We start from the raw sequence: 15895 nt of genomic DNA, 5'->3' as shown, positions 1-15895 counted from the left end.
CGACGGTCGTGCCGCAAGATGGTTGGCATGCACGCCGCCCCCACGTTCTCGCCGCCGCCGACGCCTCGGGGACGGATCGGACTCTCCCGCACGATGGCGGTCCGCCTCGGGACCGGCCTGTCGGCCGCGCTGCTGGCCGTGGGACTCACCGCGTGCGGCGATTCCGGCGACTCGTCGTCGACGCCCGATGTGCCGACGGTCGCTCCGGCGACGGCCGTGGCGTCACCGCCGACCGGCACCGCCGCACCCGCGGGAATCGTGGTATCCACTGCCCCGGGCAGCCGGGCCCTCGCCCTCGACGGGAATGTCGTCGCGGTTCTCGACGCCGCCGGTACATCGGTCACGCGCTACGCCGCCGACGATCTCACCCGTCCCGCCGCACCGGTCGCGACGCCGCCGCTGACGCAGCTGATCGGGAGCGGCGACGGCTTCCTCGGTGCGGGCCCCTCGGTCCTCGTCCGGATCGCCGCCGACGGCGCCGTGACGACCTCCGACATCGGGACGGATCAGCCGACCGCGTTGGCGCACTCCGCATCCGGCGATGTGCTCGTGGGCACCGCGGACGGCCGGATTCTGGTGTTCGACAAGAACCTGAAGCACCTCCGCGACATCGACGGCTTCGTTCGCGTCGACGACATCACGGTCTCCCCTGCGGGCGCCGACCTGCCGCGCGAACAGGTCGTGGTCCTTGATCGCGCCCAGTCCTCGGTGACACCGGTAACCATCGCCGACGGCGAGTTCGGCGCCGCCTTGCGCGCGGGCAACGGCGCCACGAACACCGTCGTCGACCGCTACGGACGGATCCTCACGGCCAACACCCGCGACGGAGAGATCATCGGGTTCTTCGGATCTCCGCTGGTCATGCGCTTCCGCTACCCGGTGCCGGACGGTCCGTACGCCGTAGACTACGACGATTCGCGCAACCTGGCGTGGATCTCGACGACCGGCAACAACGAGGTGGTGGCGTATGACCTGTCCGGAGGCGAACCCGTCGAGAGGCATCGTTTCCCGACGGTCCCGCAACCGAACAACATCGCCGTGGACGATCGCACCGGCACGGTGTACGTCCTGTCCGATCGGGACGGGCTGCAGGCGATCCGTGTCGGCTGACCGCTCCTCGATCGGAGCCCTCTGATGTCGGCCGGCGCCCGGATCGGCTCACGGCACCCCCACGGCTGGGAGGTGTCGACGGCCGATCATGAGGTCGTCCTGATCACCTTGCCGCCCGACGTGACACGCGTGACCGCGTCGATGCGCCTGTCCATCGAAGCCGAATTCGGCGGCTGGGAACTGAAGCGGGTCCGGCGCTACACCGACGGCACCCGCAAGGTCCTGCTGCGCCGCCGGAAGCCTCCACGGCGCCGGTCCGATCCCGACCCTGTGGGCCATCCGCGGCCGGATCGTCCCCGCATCCTTCCCGACGACACCCCCGGAGCCGAAGCATGTTGAGCCGGATCAACCACCTGTTCTATCCGGTCCTGCTGCGACTGATGTTCCTGCTGCCCCCGGAACGGATCCACGGTCTCTCGTCGGCGGCCATCCGGATCACCGGCCGCAATCCCCTGCTGCGCCGCCTGGCGGCGCGCGTACTCGCGGGCCACGATCCGATCCTGCGCCAGGAGGTCTTCGGGGTGGATTTCCCGGCGCCGCTCGGGCTGGCAGCCGGCTTCGACAAGACCGCGTCCGCGGTGAACGCCTGGGGCCAACTGGGTTTCGGCTACGCCGAGGTCGGCACCATCACCGGGCAGGCACAGCCCGGCAATCCGGCGCCGCGGCTGTTCCGGCTGCCCGCCGACCGCGCGCTGGTGAATCGGATGGGCTTCAACAATCCCGGTGCACTGGCCGCCGCCGAGAACCTCGGAGGATTGCGCCCCGGCCCGGTGCGGGTGCCGATCGGCGCCAACATCGGCAAGACCAAGGTCGTCCCGGTGGACGAGGCCGTCGACGATTATCGGTTCAGTGCACGCATGTTGGGGCCGCTCGCCGACTTCGTGGTGGTGAACGTCAGTTCGCCGAACACCCCCGGGCTGCGCGACCTGCAGGCCGTCGACTCGCTTCGTCCGATCCTGGCGGCGGTCCAGGACGAGGTCGACGTCCCCGTCCTGGTGAAGATCGCACCCGACCTCGCCGACGACGACATCGACGCCGTCGCCGATCTCGCGCTCGAACTCGGACTCGCGGGCATCGTCGCGACGAACACCACCATCGCCCGCAGTGGTCTTCAAACACCCGCCGACGAAGTCGCCGAGATGGGAGCGGGTGGCCTGTCGGGCGCGCCGCTCGCCGACCGGTCCCTGGCCGTGCTGCGCAGGCTGCACCGCCGGGTCGGTGGCCGGGTGACACTGATCAGTGTCGGCGGCATCGAGACGGCGGATCAGGCGTGGGAACGCATCCGCGCGGGCGCCTCACTACTGCAGGGCTACACCGGCTTCATCTACGGCGGTCCTCTGTGGGCTCGTGAGATCCACCGCGGACTCGCGCAACGGGTGCGGGCGGCCGGCCTGACGTCGCTCGCCGACGCCGTCGGCATCGACGCGCACGACTGACGGCCCAGGAGTGCTGGGGGATCTCGATACGGCGCCTCGCTTCGCTCGGGGCCTACTCGATCAGCAGCAACCGCCACCCGATCGACAGGGGCCCTACCGGCGCGGCCCCCGCCGGTCGAGTAGCGCCGGACGAAGTCCGCCGCGTATCGAGACCGACGCCAGTACCGGTAGTCCCGGCGCTCAGACGTCCTCGGATGCCTCCTCGTAGGTACCGACGAGGATCGCCCGGCCGATGGCGTGGGAGAACAGGTTGAATCCCAGGTACGCGGGTGTGGCCTCGTCGGGCAGGTCGAGGGATTCGACGTCGACGGCGTGCACCACGATGTAGTACCGGTGCGGTCCGTGTCCGGGCGGCGGTGCCGCACCGACGAACCGCTTCAGGGCGGCGTCGTTGGCCAGCGTCTGCGCGGCATCGGGCAGTCCGCTGCCCTTCTCGTCGCCCGCGCCTTCGGCGAGTGAGGTCACCGACGCCGGGATGTCGGCGACGGCCCAGTGCCAGAACCCGGAGGCCGTCGGGGCATCGGGATCGTAGACGGTGACCGCGAAACTCTTTGTGCCCTCGGGGAATCCGGACCAGGACAACTGGGGCGACAGGTCCTCGCCGCCGGCCCCCATCAGTCCGCTCACCTGCGGTGTACGCAGGGGCTGACCGTCGGTGACGTTCTCCGAGGTCAGGGTGAAGGTCGGCAGAGCGGGCAGCGCGTCGTAGGGATTCGGGGTGCGAGGTGTGTCCGCGGACATGTATGCGCCTTTCGTCGGTCGGTGGGGACGTCGTCCTTCGATGATGCCGGACGGGATCAGCTGTGGAGCAGGAAGTGCTCGAGCACGTCGGTGCCGAATCGCACGGCGTCAACGGGAACCCGCTCGTCGACGCCGTGGAACAGCGCGGCGAAGTCCAGATCCGGCGGCAGTCGCAGCGGTGCGAAACCGAAGCAGCGGATACCGAGTTTCGCGAAGGCCTTGGCGTCGGTGCCGCCGGACAGCATGTAGGGCACGGTCTTTCCATCCGGATCGTGAGCGAGGATGGCCGCGTTCATGGCGTCCACCAGATCGCCGTCGAAAGTGGTCTCGTACGAATCGAGATGGGTGATCCATTCGCGCCGCACATTGGGGCCGAGCAGCTCGTCGATCTCCTTCTCGAACGCGGCCTGCCTGCCGGGCAGCACGCGGCAGTCGATGACAGCCTCCGCCTTCTGCGGGATCACGTTGGCCTTGTAGCCGGCGCGCAGCATCGTCGGATTCGCGGTGTCGCGCAAGGTCGCACCGATGATGCGGGCCAGATTGCCGAGCTTGAACAGCGTGGTGTCCAGATCCGGTGACTCCGGGCTCAGATCGAGACCGGTCTCGTCGGAGACCGTCGAGAGGAATTCCCGCACCGAATCGGTCATCACGAGCGGGAAGGTGTGCCTGCCGATCCGCGCGACCGTCTCGGCGATCTCGGTGACGGCGTTGTCGGCGTGCAGGAACGATCCGTGGCCCGCCGTCGCCTCCGCGGTGAGTCGCATCCACGAGAGGCCCTTCTCGGCCGTCTCGACGAGATACAGGCGCTTCTGCGTGCCGTCCGGGCGATCGACCGTCAGCGAGAATCCGCCGACCTCACCGACGGCTTCGGTGATGCCTTCGAACAGATCCGGCCGATTCGCCACCAGCCATTGGGATCCCCAGGTGCCGCCGGCCTCCTCGTCGGCCAGGAACGCGAACACGATCTCTCTCGGCGGGACCGTTCCGTCCCGCTTGAACTGGCGGGCCAGCGCGAGCGCCATGCCCACCATGTCCTTCATGTCGACCGCGCCCCGGCCCCAGATGTAGCCGTCGGAAATCGATCCGGAGAACGGGTGCACGCTCCAGTCCGCCGGCTCGGCGGGGACCACGTCCAGATGCGTGTGGAGGAGCAGCGCGCCGCGATCACTGTCCGGCGGACCCGCGAGCCGGGCGAACACGTTGGCCCGTCCAGGCCTGCCGCTCTCCACCGTCTGGGTGGTGTAGCCGACATCCTCGAGTTGCTGAGCCACCCACGCGGCACACTCGGCCTCGCCCTTCGTGGTCTCCGGCTCGCCGGTGTTGGACGTGTCGAAGCGGATCAGACGGCTCACGATGTCGACGACTTCGTCGACGGCCCGGACCTCGTTGTGCTGGGATGTCACACCTGTTTCCTACGTGATTTGGGTTAGCCGGGCAACCTCGGTTAGTCTTGTGCGCGCTACACCGGGTCCGGGTGGCGGAATGGCAGACGCGCTAGCTTGAGGTGCTAGTGCCCTATTAACGGGCGTGGGGGTTCAAGTCCCCCTCCGGACACACAGAGCGAGAACCCCCGGTCGATCGACCGGGGGTTCTCTCGTTGATCGGGCGCTCGTCAGCGGGCCGCGGCGCCGACGAGCATGCCGTGCCGGTACGGCAGCGCGATGTCGTTGGCCTCGTACTCGCGCAGGATCTCGCGCCGGATGCGGCGCTGGATTGCCCACTGCGCGTTCGGCTTCGTCGTGAGTGTGAGACGCAACACCACCATGTCCGGCGCAACCTCCTGAACGCCCAGCATCTCGGGCGTGCCGAGGACGTCCTTCGCGATGGCGGGATCGGTGATGGCCGTGGACGCGGCCCCGGAGGCGATCTGCTCCGCGCGGTCGATGTCGGCGGAGAGCGCGAGGGGCACCTCCACGCGTGCGACCGCGTACTCCTGGCTCATGTTGCCCACGCGGGCGATCTCGCCGTTGCGCACGTACCAGAGGGTGCCGTCGATGTCGCGGACGGTGGTGACGCGCAGTCCGACGCTCTCCACCTCACCGACCGCCTCGCCGAGATCGATGAAGTCACCGACACCGTACTGGTCCTCGAGCAGCATGAAGATCCCGGACACGAAGTCCCGCACCAGATTCTGGGCGCCGAAGCCGATCGCCAGCCCGACGATGCCCGCGGAGGCGATGAACGGCGCGATGTTCACGCCCAGCACGCTGAGGATCGACAGCACCACCCAGATGAGCAGGACGATCGACACCGTCGACTTGAGCACCGAACCGATCGTCCGGGCGCGCTGGGCACGGCGTTCGGCCGCCTCCGGACTCCGGACGCGGCGCTGTTTGGCCCCGGATTTGTGCAGAAACCCCGAATTCGCTTCGACCGGTACGCTTTCCGTCTTCTTCCGCCGCGTGGCCCGATCGATCAGGCGGTGCAGGACGAACCGCACGACCAGGGCGCCCACCACATAGGCGGCGATACGGATGGGACTCTCGATCAACCACATGCGGCTCGTGTCGGTCCATTCGAATGCGATGTGCTGAGTGACCATGGACCCGACCGTAACGACTCCTCGCGATCTGTCGAGCGCCCCCGAGGTCGGGTCGCCGTCCGGCGTCCGGTCACAATGAGGTGTGGCCCGACTCTTCCTCGACTGCGACACCGGCATCGACGATTCCCTCGCCCTGCTGTATCTGCTCGCGCGAAACGACGTCGAGATCGTCGGCGTGGCATCGACGGCTGGCAACGTACCGGTGGACGTGGTGGCCGCCAACAATCTGGCCTGGCTCGAGCTCTGCGGGCGCACCGACGTTCCTGTGCACCTCGGTGCGTCCGCGCCACTCGTGGGTACGCTGCGGACCGCCGAGGACACGCATGGACCCCTGGGGGTGGGCTATGCGGAGTTGCCGTCGGCAACGACACCGGCTTCCCCTGTCGATGCCGCGGACGCCTGGATCGATGCGTCGGTGGCGCATGACGGCGAGTTGATCGGTGTCGTCACAGGTCCCCTGACCTCACTGGCGACCGCGATCCGCCGGGATCCCACGCTGCCGTCCCGACTGAGTCGGCTCGTAGTGATGGGCGGTGCGTTCCATGTCCACGGCAACACAACTCCGACCGGCGAATGGAATGTGGTGGTCGATCCGGAGGCAGCGGCTGAGGCGTTCGAGGCGTTCGGTATCGACGGCGCCCCGCATCCTCTCGTGTGCGCGCTCGATGTGACCGAGTCCGTCGCGATGACGCCGGATCACCTGGTACGGCTTGCCGCGGCGGCAGGCAGTGCGCCGGTCGAATGCCCGGATGCCACCGACGAACCCGGCGGCCGCTCGGTGGCGAGCAACGAGATCGTCCGGCACCTCGTCGACGCCGTACGGTTCTACTTCGAGTTCCACGAGTCCGTCGACGAGGGCTACATCGCGCACATGCACGATCCGATGGCCACCCTGGTGGCGCTCGCACCGGACATGGCCGAGACGGTGCCCGCCCGCATCGGCGTCGAACTGAACGGGACCCTGACCCGCGGCATGACGGTCGCCGACGAGCGTGGCATGACCGGGCCGGCGAACGCGCGGATCGTCACGGGCATCGACGTCGACGCGGTCTTCGACGAACTACTGGACCGCATCGCGGGGCTCGCCAGAATCGTTTCGGCGTAGGACGACGTCCGTGCTCTGCGGGTGGACGTGTGTGTCTCGATCCGCGTCGGGCTCGGTGCGTGGACGTGTGTCTCGATACACGTCGGGCTCGCTGCGCTCGCACGCCGTTACTCGACCAGCGAGGGCAGTGGCCCCGGATGCTGATCGAGTAGTCCGAGCCGTCCAGGCGACAACACGCCCCCACCCGATGCTGATCGAGTAGCCTCCGAGCCGCCAGGCGAGGAAGCGTATCGAGATCACCGCTTGTCGAAGGCCTCGACGATCTGCTGAGCCGCCAGCGCAGGCGTGAGATCACCGGAACGCACTCCGTTTTCCACGTCACGGCGGATGGACTTCACCGACGGACTGTCGGCGAGCCGGGAGAGCACTTCGTCGCGGACCATCGCCCACGTCCAGTCGATCTGCTGCTGGTTGCGGCGTGCCTCGAATTCGCCTGCGGCGGTAAGGGTTTCCTTATGCTTGAGCACGGCGGTCCAGAAGTCGTCCACGCCGGTGTTCTCGATCGCGCTCATGGTGAGCACCGGTGGCGTCCACAGCGCGTCGTGGGGGTAGATGAGCTTCAGCGCGTTCCGGAGTTCACGCGCAGCCGATTTCGCCTCGTTGACGTGTTTGCCGTCGGCCTTGTTCACCACCACCAGGTCGGCGAGTTCCAGCACGCCCTTCTTGATGCCCTGCAACGAATCTCCCGTGCGTGCCAGGGTCAGGAAGGTGAAGGTGTCCACCATGTTCGCGACGGTCACCTCGGATTGACCGACGCCGACGGTCTCCACGAGGACCACATCGAAGCCCGCCGCCTCGACCAGCACGATCGTCTCGCGTGTCGCCTTGGCGACGCCGCCGAGCGTGCCGGATGTCGGTGACGGCCTGATGTAGGCGTTGGGTTCGCCGGAGAGCCTGCCCATCCGGGTCTTGTCACCGAGAATCGAACCACCCGTGCGGGTCGACGACGGATCGACGGCGAGCACGGCCACGCGATGTCCCTGCTCGATGAGGTACATGCCGAGCGTCTCGATAGTCGTCGACTTCCCGACCCCGGGAACACCGGTGATCCCCACCCGGAAAGACTTGCTCGACTCCGGCGTCAGGCGCAGCAGCAACTCCTGCGCTGCGGCGCGATGATCCGGTCGCGTCGATTCGACCAGGGTGATCGCCCGCGCCAGATCAGCCCGGCGATTGGCCAGCACGCCTTCCTCCAGGGCGTCGACGTCGACCCGGCGGGCCGGCCCCGGCGTCCCGCCGGTCACGATGCGGCGGTGTCGGGGAGCTCGTGGCCCAGACGCTCGGCCAGCTTCCGGATCAGCTCCACCGCGGTGTCGGCGATCACGGAGCCCGGCGGGAAGATCGCCGCGGCACCGGCCTCGTGCAGTTCGTCGAAATCACCGGGCGGGATCACGCCGCCGACCACGATCATGATGTCGGGACGTCCCACCTCCTCAAGTGCCTTGCGCAATGCGGGCACCAGGGTCAGGTGGCCGGCCGCCAGGGAGGACACACCGACGACGTGCACGTCGTTGTCGGCGGCCTGCGCCGCGACCTCCTCCGGGGTGGCGAACAGCGGACCCACGTCGACGTCGAAGCCGAGGTCGGCGAAGGCGGTGGCGATGACCTTCTGGCCGCGGTCGTGGCCGTCCTGACCCATCTTGGCGACGAGCACACGGGGACGGCGACCCTCGGCGTCGGCGAATGCTTTCACGACGTCGATGGCCGCGTCCACATTGCTCACATCGCCCGCCTCATGCCGATACACACCGCTGATGGTCTTGATCTCCGCCTGATGCCGACCATAGACCTTCTCCAGGGCGTCGGAGATCTCGCCGACGGTGGCCTGATGCCGAGCGGCCTCGATGGCCAGGGCCATCAGGTTGTTCTCTAGACCGCCCTCGTTGGACTCCGCGGCGCGGCTGAGTTCCGCGAGCGCGTGGTCGACCGCCGCCTGGTCGCGACCGTCGCGCAGGCGCTTGAGCTTGTCGAGCTGTTCGGCGCGCACCTTGGAGTTCTCGACCTTGAGGACCTCGATCTCCTCGTCGTCGGTCACCTGGTACTTGTTGACGCCGACGAGCGGCTGCTGACCCGAATCGATACGGGCCTGCGTGCGCGCGGCGGCCTCCTCGATGCGCAGCTTCGGCAGCCCCTCGTTGATAGCCTGCGTCATTCCGCCGGTCTCCTCGACCTCGGCGATATGTGCGCGAGCCTTCTGCGCAAGCTGATGGGTTAGCCACTCGACGTAGTTGGAACCCGCCCACGGGTCGATCGGCCGGGTGGTTCCGGACTCCTGCTGCAGCAACAGCTGGGTGTTGCGCGCGATGCGGGCGGAGAAGTCGGTCGGCAGAGCGATGGCCTCGTCGAGGGCGTTGGTGTGCAGCGACTGGGTGTGTCCCTGGGTCGCGGCCATCGCCTCCACACAGGTTCGCGCCACGTTGTTGAACACGTCCTGCGCGGTCAGCGACCACCCGGAGGTCTGCGAATGTGTGCGCAGCGACAGCGATTTCGCGTTCTTCGGCTCGAACTGTGCGACGAGCTCACTCCACAGCAGGCGCGCGGCACGAAGCTTCGCGACCTCCATGAAGAAATTCATGCCGATGCCCCAGAAGAACGAGAGGCGCGGCGCGAACTTGTCGATGTCGAGCCCGGCCTCGAGACCGGCGCGGATGTACTCGACGCCGTCGGCAAGTGTGTACGCGAGTTCCAGATCGGCCGTCGCCCCGGCCTCCTGGATGTGATAGCCGGAGATGGAGATGGAGTTGAACTTCGGCATCTTCTGGCTGGTGTACTCGAAGATATTCGAGATGATCCGCATCGAGGGCTTCGGCGGATAGATGTAGGTGTTGCGGACCATGAACTCTTTGAGAATGTCGTTCTGGATGGTCCCGGCCAGCTTCTCCGGAGGTACGCCCTGTTCCTCGGCGGCCACCACGTAGAGCGCGAGGATCGGCAGGACGGCGCCGTTCATCGTCATCGACACCGAGACATTGCCCAGGTCGATCCCGTCGAAGAGCTGACGCATGTCGAGGATCGAGTCGATCGCGACACCCGCCATGCCGACGTCGCCGGCGACGCGCGGATGATCGGAGTCGTAGCCGCGGTGCGTCGCGAGGTCGAAGGCCACCGACAGACCCTTCTGGCCCGCGGCCAGATTCCGGCGGTAGAAGGCGTTCGATTCGGCCGCGGTCGAGAACCCGGCGTACTGGCGGATCGTCCACGGCTGGTTGACGTACATCGTGGGATAGGGCCCGCGGATGAACGGCGCCTCACCGGGAATCGAATCGAGCGGGTACGGGTGGTCGCCGCCGTCGGTGACCTCGGTGCGCTCGGCCCGCGTGTAGACGGGCTGCACGTCGATCTGCTCGGGCGTGCTCCAGGTGACCTGTTCGGCCGTGTAGCCGTGCGCGGAGGCGAGTCGTTCGGTCGCCGAACCGGCGGAACCCGTTGCCACCGGGGCACTCCCGGAGGTCAGCGGCACATCGGCGAAGTTCGGGACGGTGGACGTCGATTCGGTCTGGGTCATGATGATGCTCCAGCGGACTCGGGGGTGGAGGTAGCCGGCGACAGCCGGTCCAGCAGGTCACTGAGAACGGCAACGGCATCGATACCGACACGCAGCGAGCCGTCGGGACGATCGTCGCCGTCCGGCCACTCCTTGTCGGCGCCGGCCATCAGCACGGTCTGCAAGCCGGCCGCGCGTGCCGCGGCGAGGGCGGCCGGACCGTCGTCGGCGTATCGCTGTTTGGTTCCGCACAGGACCGCGATCGAGGTCGTCGGTGCCACGGCCCCGGCGATGGTGTCGGCGGTCAACGGTCCGGGATTGTTGACCGCGATGCCGCCTGCGGCGAGCAGGTTGGCGACGAAGGTCGTGCGTCCATTGTGCTCGGCAACGGATCCCAAAGGCAGCAGCAGGATTTCGGGCCGTTGACCATCGGCGGCCAGGATCGCGTCGGAACGGTCGCGCAACTTCTCGTAGGCCCGCCCGACACGTGCCAGACGCGGGCTCCCGAGCGGGATGTCGGTGGTGTCGGCGGCGCCGTCGCCGAGCGGCTTCTCGTCCGGATTCGGGAACTCGTTGACTCCGGTCAGTGCGGCGGACCGATGGGCGACGGCGTCGTCCCGGCGGCCCAGCGACGCATCGACCCGGTCGGCGACCCAGCCCGACTCGAGCGCCGCACGATATCCACCGGCCGCCTCGATCTCGGTGAACAGCGCCCAGGCCGCAGCCGCCTGGTCGACGGTCAGGGACTCGACGAACCATGATCCGCCCGCCGGATCCAGGACGCGACCGATATTGGATTCCTCCAGCAGCAGCAATTGCGTGTTGCGCGCGATGCGCCGCGAGAAGGTCGCACTCGAGGTCCGCCGGTCGGCGGGGATCGCGGCGTCGTAGCCGAGCACCGTCACCTGGTCGGCGCCACCGACACCGGCGCCGAAAGCGGCGATGGTGGTGCGGAGCATGTTCACCCAGGGGTCACGCTGCGACTGCATGGACAGGTCGGTGACGCCGTGCGTGATCGCGGCACCGGCCTCGGGCGCCCCGAGAACCTCGGCCACGCGGGCCCACAGAGTGCGCAGTGCGCGGAACTTGGCAATGGTCGCGAACTGGTCGTCGCCCGCGGCGACGGCGAAGCTGATCTGCCGCAGGGCATCGGCGGCGGAGAGTCCGGCCCCGGTGAGATCGCGCAGATGCTCGACCGCAGCGGCGACGATCAGCGCCAGTTCGACGACGTCGTCGGCGCCCGCGGTCGCGAAATCGGTGCCGTCTACGCGGAAAGTGCGCACCGATCCGGCGGCGTCGCCGAGTCCGGCGGCGAGACCGGTGGCCTCCGCGGCGTCGACCGTCGGGCGTCCGGAGTACGCGGCGGTGAGCGGCGACAATCCGAGCGAGGTGATGGTCGCGGCGGTCGCCGGTGCGGCCTGCGGCGCCGAGTCGGCCCGGGCGCGGAGGTCGAGCAGTGCGCGGGCGGCCGCGATGCCGTCGCTTCCGGCGTCGAGTGTCACCGGGATCAGGTCGAGGTAGACGCCGTCGAGAAGCGCAGGCAGATCGTCGGGGGTGATGCCGTTGCCGAACGAGAGCCAGAGTCCGCTCGCACCGTTGCCCAGGGCGTCGAGAACCGCGTTGTTGAGTTCGGCTGCGCTGCCGTCGAGATCACCGTCGCCGAAGCGCTCGGTGACGCGCCATCCGACGGTCACGTCCCGATCGGGGTCGGCCCCGCGGACGTACGGGAACTCGCCGGGAAGTCCCGCTTCGGGGATCTCGTCGCGGCGTGTGTAGAGGGGGCGGACGGTGAGACCGTCGAGGGTGTGCGTCGACAGCAGCGTCTCGGGGGTGTCCGGGAGTTCCGCGGCGTCGACGCGGCGCGCCTTCGCCAGGACCGCCGCGGCGGCGTCCGACCAGGCTGCGTACGCCTCGTCGAGCGAACGGGCGGTCGACGCGGAATCCGGTTCGTTGGTCTGCGGCATGGGTGAGCGAAACCTCCATGTTGCCCCGTCCGGGCGGGCCGGCGGTGGCGAAGCGGGCGTACCGAGTCGCTCGGTCGAGCGCGTTCTCGACTTTAGCCGAACGCTCGCTCGGCCCTCACATGAGGCCGTCGATGTGAATCGACTCACCAGGGTTGCGGCGACCCGGCGGCTTCGGACTTCGGTACCGCGTCACCCCAGTAAGGTGGCCCTGGTGCCGTCCCGTATCGATCCCAGGGTGCTGCGCCGGGCACTCCTCGGGGCGGCTCTCGTCGCGGCCCTTCTGGTGGGTTCCTATCTCATCCCGCTCCCCTCGGTCGCCAGCGTCCGCGACTGGGGCGACGGTCTCGGCCCCTGGTTTGCCTGGATGTTCTTCGCCGCCTACGCGATCATCACCGTCGGCCCCGTTCCGCGGACGACCTTCACGGTGATGTCGGGGGTGCTGTTCGGGCCGGCCGTCGGCTTCGCCGGAGCCATGATCGCCTCCATGAGCGCCGCGCTGCTGGCGTTCATCGTGGTCCGTCGACTGGGCCGGGAACGCGTGCGGCCCTATCTGAAGAAACCGGTGCTCGCCGCCATCGAATATCGGCTGCAGCGGCGCGGATGGCTCGCCGTCGGCTCCTTGCGACTGATCGCGGCGTGCCCGTTCTCGGTCGCCAATTACTGTTCGGCGCTGTCGTCGGTGCGCCTGCTCCCCTACCTGCTGGCATCGGCGGTCGGGATCGCGCCGGGAACGGCGGCCGTGGTGCTGCTCGGCAACGCGTTGACCGGTGAGCGCAATCCGTGGCTCCTGCTGCTGAGCGCGGCCCTGTTCGCGACCGGTGTGATCGGACTGATCCTGGACGCGCGGCTGCCCGTGCGCCGGGATTCGACCACGTCGACGACGGCGACGTCGCCCGCGCCTTCCGGTTCAAGCCCTGTTGCTTGATCGAGCAATATCAAGCTATTGGACTTGATACTTGACAATCAAGCCTTACAGCTTGATATCCTGCCTACAGGTCGCCCACTAGCGGCCGGTAAGGATGACGAGCCCATGTTCGTTCTCACCATCGACCAGCGCGGCAGCCGCACCGACATCGATCGCGTCGACGATCTGCTGACCTCGGTCGCGGGCGAAAAACTGCTCCGGGGTTTCGAACGTACGGCAGGCGACGAGGTCCAGGCGGTCACCGACGATCCCGAACTCGCGGCCAGACTCGCGATCACCGTCGCCGCCGACGGCCACTGGAGTGTCGGGCTCGGAGTGGCCCGCGTCGACGAGCCACTCCCCGAGCAGACACGCGCCGGCCGCGGCCCGGCCTTCGAATACGCCCGCGACGCGGTGGAGGCCGCCAAGGGACAGCGCGTCCCGCTCGCGGTCCGCGGCAGCGACGAGGAGGCATGCCGACACGCACAGACCGCCGCCGCGCTCCTGGCCGATGTCCTGCGCGCGCGGAGCGACGCGGGACACGAGGCCGTCACCGCGATGCGGGCGGGCGCCACCCAGCAGGCCGCCGCGAAGGAGCTCGGCATCACCCCGCAGGCGATGTCCCTGCGACTGCGCACCGCACGCTGGGACATCGAGAACGACGCGTTCGCACTTGTCACCGACTTACTCACCCGTGCCGACGCACCGAACCGAGAGGCCGAGACCGCATGACCGCAACCGCCATCGTCCTGCTCGTCGTCATGTCCCTGATCCCGATCGGACCGGCCATCGTGCGGGAAACCATCACTCGCCGAGGCGGATCCGACAACGATCCCCGACCCGTGATCGATTCCGTCACGGTCGTGCTCTTCGCCGTGATCGCAGCCGTCGTCGCGGGGTTCGCGCTCGCCGGCGGCGCCGCACACGGCGTCGGGGCGGTCGTCACCACATGCGCGGCGGTGGTCGCGGCGACGACCGGCGGCGGATTCGTGGTCCGTCGGGTACTGGCCGCCGGTGGCGTGATCAGCCCGGCACCCGCATCCGGGGCAGGCGACCCGGCCACCCCCGACGACACCGACGATCCGGAACGCGCAGTGGTCGGCCCCCTGCGCGGCGGACGCGTCATCGGCTACCTCGAGCGCTCGGCGGTGGCCATCGTGCTCCTCGTCGGCTGGCCGGAGGGCATGGCCGTCATCCTCGCGGTGAAAAGCCTTGCGCGCTACCCGGAATTGCGCGCCCCACATGCGAGCGAACAGTTCATCATGGGAACCTTCGCGTCGGTGCTGTGGGCGGCCGGCATGTCCGGTCTCGGCTATCTGATCCTGCACTGACCGCCTATACGGCCGGCCCCTGCTCATCGTCGGCCGCCTGCGGAGTGACCGCCGGATTGCGCGCAGCGGGATCGGTGGGGTTCGGCTCGGGGGACGGTTGCCGCTCCTCCACCTGAAGCCTCGACTGCCGGGTGACCTCCCGCTGGGCCGCGCGGGCGGCCGGGGTATCCGTCTCGGCGATCGGCGTGCGCGCCACCGCCTCGGCCTCGGCGACCGCCTGCGCGACCTTCGGGTCACTGGCCAGCGAGAACCAGTCCTCGATCTCCGACTCGTCGACCGGCGTGGGGCTGTCGTCGGCCGACGGCTCGTACCGGAACACACCGTCGGTGCCCTGCACTCCGAAGGACTTCGCGAAACCCTGTAGGGCCGAACCGAAATCGGAGGGCACCACCCACACCTTGCTGCCCTCGCCCTTGGCCATCTCGGGCAGCTGCTGCAGGTACTGGTACGCGAGCAACTCCGGCGTCGGGCGGGCCGACTTGATCGCCGCGAAGGTCTTCTCGATCGCCTTCGCCTCACCCTGCGCCCTCAGGTAGGCCGCGCCACGCTCACCCTGTGCGCGGAGGATGCGGGACTGGCGTTCGGCCTCGGCCCCGAGGATCGCCGCCTGCTTGGCACCCTCGGCCGCGAGGATCTGGCTCTGCTTGTTGCCCTCGGCGGTCTTGATCGCCGACTCCCGATTGCCTTCCGCGGCAAGGATGGTCGCCCGCTTCTCGCGGTCGGCCTTCATCTGCTTCTCCATCGACTCCTGGATCGACGGGGGCGGCATGATGCTCTTCAATTCCACCCGCGCGACCCGCAGGCCCCAGCGTCCGGTGGCCTCGTCGAGCACACCGCGCAGCTGCCCGTTGATGGAGTCGCGCGAGGTCAGTGTCTCCTCGAGGGTCATGCCGCCGACGACGTTGCGCAGCGTGGTGATGGTCAGCTGTTCGACGCCGGCGATGTAGTCGTCGATCTCGTAGACCGCGGCCTGCGGATTGGTGACCTGGAAGTAGACGACGGTATCGATGGACAGGGTCAGGTTGTCCTCGGTGATGACCGGCTGCGGCGGGAAGGAGACCACCCGCTCACGGATATCGACGCGCTGGCGAATCCGGTCGATGAAGGGCAGGAGCAGGGTCAGCTGGCCGGACACCGTTCGCGTGTAGCGCCCGAGGCGTTCGATCACCGCGGCCTCGGCCTGCGGTATCAGTGCGACCGATTTGACGAGGGTCACCACCACCAGGAGGACCAGTAGTACGAGTACGACCAAACCGAAGATTTCCATCCGGATCCTCT

At 68.5% G+C, this 15895-nt stretch carries 14 protein-coding genes and 1 tRNA gene; 8 read left to right on the top strand and 7 right to left on the bottom strand.

The features are described 5' to 3' along the window. Positions 1–27 precede the first annotated feature (27 nt). Genes AC4JJG_RS09985 through AC4JJG_RS09975 form a run of 3 tightly spaced genes read left to right on the top strand, consistent with a single transcriptional unit; the run spans position 28 to position 2546 of the window. Positions 28–1110 carry a YncE family protein gene (locus AC4JJG_RS09985; RefSeq protein ID WP_495400630.1) on the top strand — a complete coding sequence of 361 codons (1083 nt, stop codon included), beginning with the start codon at positions 28–30 and terminating at the stop codon, positions 1108–1110. 24 nt (positions 1111–1134) lie between these two features. Beyond that, positions 1135–1449 (top strand): DUF5703 family protein, encoded by a 315-nt coding sequence (locus tag AC4JJG_RS09980; RefSeq protein ID WP_495400631.1) that lies wholly within the window; start codon positions 1135–1137, stop codon positions 1447–1449. Next, entirely contained in the window at positions 1443–2546 is a 1104-nt protein-coding gene (locus tag AC4JJG_RS09975; RefSeq protein WP_495400632.1) for a quinone-dependent dihydroorotate dehydrogenase, read from the top strand. Before AC4JJG_RS09980 ends, AC4JJG_RS09975 begins: the two co-directional genes overlap by 7 nt. A 180-nt stretch (positions 2547–2726) precedes the next feature. Here the strand turns inward: AC4JJG_RS09975 and AC4JJG_RS09970 are convergent, their stop codons facing one another. After that, positions 2727–3287 (bottom strand): YbhB/YbcL family Raf kinase inhibitor-like protein, encoded by a 561-nt coding sequence (locus AC4JJG_RS09970; RefSeq protein WP_495400633.1) that lies wholly within the window; start codon positions 3285–3287, stop codon positions 2727–2729. 56 nt (positions 3288–3343) lie between these two features. Then, on the bottom strand, positions 3344–4690 hold the full coding sequence (locus AC4JJG_RS09965; RefSeq protein WP_495400634.1) for a M20/M25/M40 family metallo-hydrolase: 1347 nt from the start codon (positions 4688–4690) through the stop codon (positions 3344–3346). Positions 4691–4755: 65 nt separating this feature from the next. Here AC4JJG_RS09965 and AC4JJG_RS09960 point away from each other — a divergent pair. Next, positions 4756–4841 (top strand) — tRNA-Leu (locus tag AC4JJG_RS09960). Positions 4842–4899: 58 nt separating this feature from the next. Here AC4JJG_RS09960 and AC4JJG_RS09955 read toward each other — a convergent pair. Next, on the bottom strand, positions 4900–5829 hold the full coding sequence (locus AC4JJG_RS09955; RefSeq protein WP_495400635.1) for a mechanosensitive ion channel family protein: 930 nt from the start codon (positions 5827–5829) through the stop codon (positions 4900–4902). Between the two features lie 82 nt (positions 5830–5911). Between AC4JJG_RS09955 and AC4JJG_RS09950 the strand changes: the two genes are divergently transcribed. After that, on the top strand, positions 5912–6934 hold the full coding sequence (locus tag AC4JJG_RS09950; protein WP_495400636.1) for a nucleoside hydrolase: 1023 nt from the start codon (positions 5912–5914) through the stop codon (positions 6932–6934). 236 nt (positions 6935–7170) lie between these two features. Here AC4JJG_RS09950 and meaB read toward each other — a convergent pair whose 3' ends face one another. Genes meaB through AC4JJG_RS09935 form a run of 3 tightly spaced genes read right to left on the bottom strand, consistent with a single transcriptional unit; the run spans position 7171 to position 12382 of the window. Next, positions 7171–8178: a methylmalonyl Co-A mutase-associated GTPase MeaB gene (meaB, locus tag AC4JJG_RS09945; protein ID WP_495400637.1), complete on the bottom strand. Its 1008-nt coding sequence runs from the start codon at positions 8176–8178 to the stop codon at positions 7171–7173. Continuing rightward, positions 8175–10439 (bottom strand): methylmalonyl-CoA mutase, encoded by a 2265-nt coding sequence (scpA, locus tag AC4JJG_RS09940; protein ID WP_495400638.1) that lies wholly within the window; start codon positions 10437–10439, stop codon positions 8175–8177. Before scpA ends, meaB begins: the two co-directional genes overlap by 4 nt. Next, positions 10436–12382, bottom strand: a complete 1947-nt coding sequence (locus AC4JJG_RS09935; RefSeq protein ID WP_495400639.1) for a methylmalonyl-CoA mutase family protein — start codon at positions 12380–12382, stop codon at positions 10436–10438. The genes scpA and AC4JJG_RS09935 overlap by 4 nt, the downstream gene beginning before the upstream one ends. A gap of 211 nt (positions 12383–12593) precedes the next feature. Here AC4JJG_RS09935 and AC4JJG_RS09930 point away from each other — a divergent pair, with 211 nt between their 5' ends. From AC4JJG_RS09930 to AC4JJG_RS09920, 3 genes are all read left to right on the top strand, one after another. Beyond that, positions 12594–13307: a TVP38/TMEM64 family protein gene (locus AC4JJG_RS09930; protein WP_495400640.1), complete on the top strand. Its 714-nt coding sequence runs from the start codon at positions 12594–12596 to the stop codon at positions 13305–13307. Between the two features lie 105 nt (positions 13308–13412). Continuing rightward, positions 13413–14018, top strand: a complete 606-nt coding sequence (locus AC4JJG_RS09925) for a hypothetical protein (RefSeq protein ID WP_495400641.1) — start codon at positions 13413–13415, stop codon at positions 14016–14018. Then, positions 14015–14617 carry a hypothetical protein gene (locus tag AC4JJG_RS09920; protein ID WP_495400642.1) on the top strand — a complete coding sequence of 201 codons (603 nt, stop codon included), beginning with the start codon at positions 14015–14017 and terminating at the stop codon, positions 14615–14617. The genes AC4JJG_RS09925 and AC4JJG_RS09920 overlap by 4 nt, the downstream gene beginning before the upstream one ends. A 4-nt stretch (positions 14618–14621) precedes the next feature. Here the strand turns inward: AC4JJG_RS09920 and AC4JJG_RS09915 are convergent, their stop codons facing one another. Then, on the bottom strand, positions 14622–15884 hold the full coding sequence (locus AC4JJG_RS09915) for an SPFH domain-containing protein (RefSeq protein WP_495400643.1): 1263 nt from the start codon (positions 15882–15884) through the stop codon (positions 14622–14624). Between the last annotated feature and the right edge of the window lie 11 nt (positions 15885–15895).

Source organism: Gordonia sp. B8661-1, from assembly GCF_059427765.1.
Note: the sequence above shows the minus strand (reverse complement) of the source record. Positions and strands in the feature narration are given on the sequence as shown.

Excerpts from the sequence above, each read along its gene's own strand:
- AC4JJG_RS09985 (WP_495400630.1), top strand. The coding sequence starts at position 28 with ATGCACGCCGCCCCCACGTTCTCGCCGCCGCCGACGCCTCGGGGACGG.
- AC4JJG_RS09980 (WP_495400631.1), top strand. The coding sequence starts at position 1,135 with ATGTCGGCCGGCGCCCGGATCGGCTCACGGCACCCCCACGGCTGGGAG.
- AC4JJG_RS09975 (WP_495400632.1), top strand. The coding sequence starts at position 1,443 with ATGTTGAGCCGGATCAACCACCTGTTCTATCCGGTCCTGCTGCGACTG.
- AC4JJG_RS09970 (WP_495400633.1), bottom strand. The coding sequence starts at position 3,287 with ATGTCCGCGGACACACCTCGCACCCCGAATCCCTACGACGCGCTGCCC.
- AC4JJG_RS09955 (WP_495400635.1), bottom strand. The coding sequence starts at position 5,829 with ATGGTCACTCAGCACATCGCATTCGAATGGACCGACACGAGCCGCATG.
- scpA (WP_495400638.1), bottom strand. The coding sequence starts at position 10,439 with ATGACCCAGACCGAATCGACGTCCACCGTCCCGAACTTCGCCGATGTG.
- AC4JJG_RS09935 (WP_495400639.1), bottom strand. The coding sequence starts at position 12,382 with ATGCCGCAGACCAACGAACCGGATTCCGCGTCGACCGCCCGTTCGCTC.
- AC4JJG_RS09925 (WP_495400641.1), top strand. The coding sequence starts at position 13,413 with ATGTTCGTTCTCACCATCGACCAGCGCGGCAGCCGCACCGACATCGAT.
- AC4JJG_RS09920 (WP_495400642.1), top strand. The coding sequence starts at position 14,015 with ATGACCGCAACCGCCATCGTCCTGCTCGTCGTCATGTCCCTGATCCCG.
- AC4JJG_RS09915 (WP_495400643.1), bottom strand. The coding sequence starts at position 15,884 with ATGGAAATCTTCGGTTTGGTCGTACTCGTACTACTGGTCCTCCTGGTG.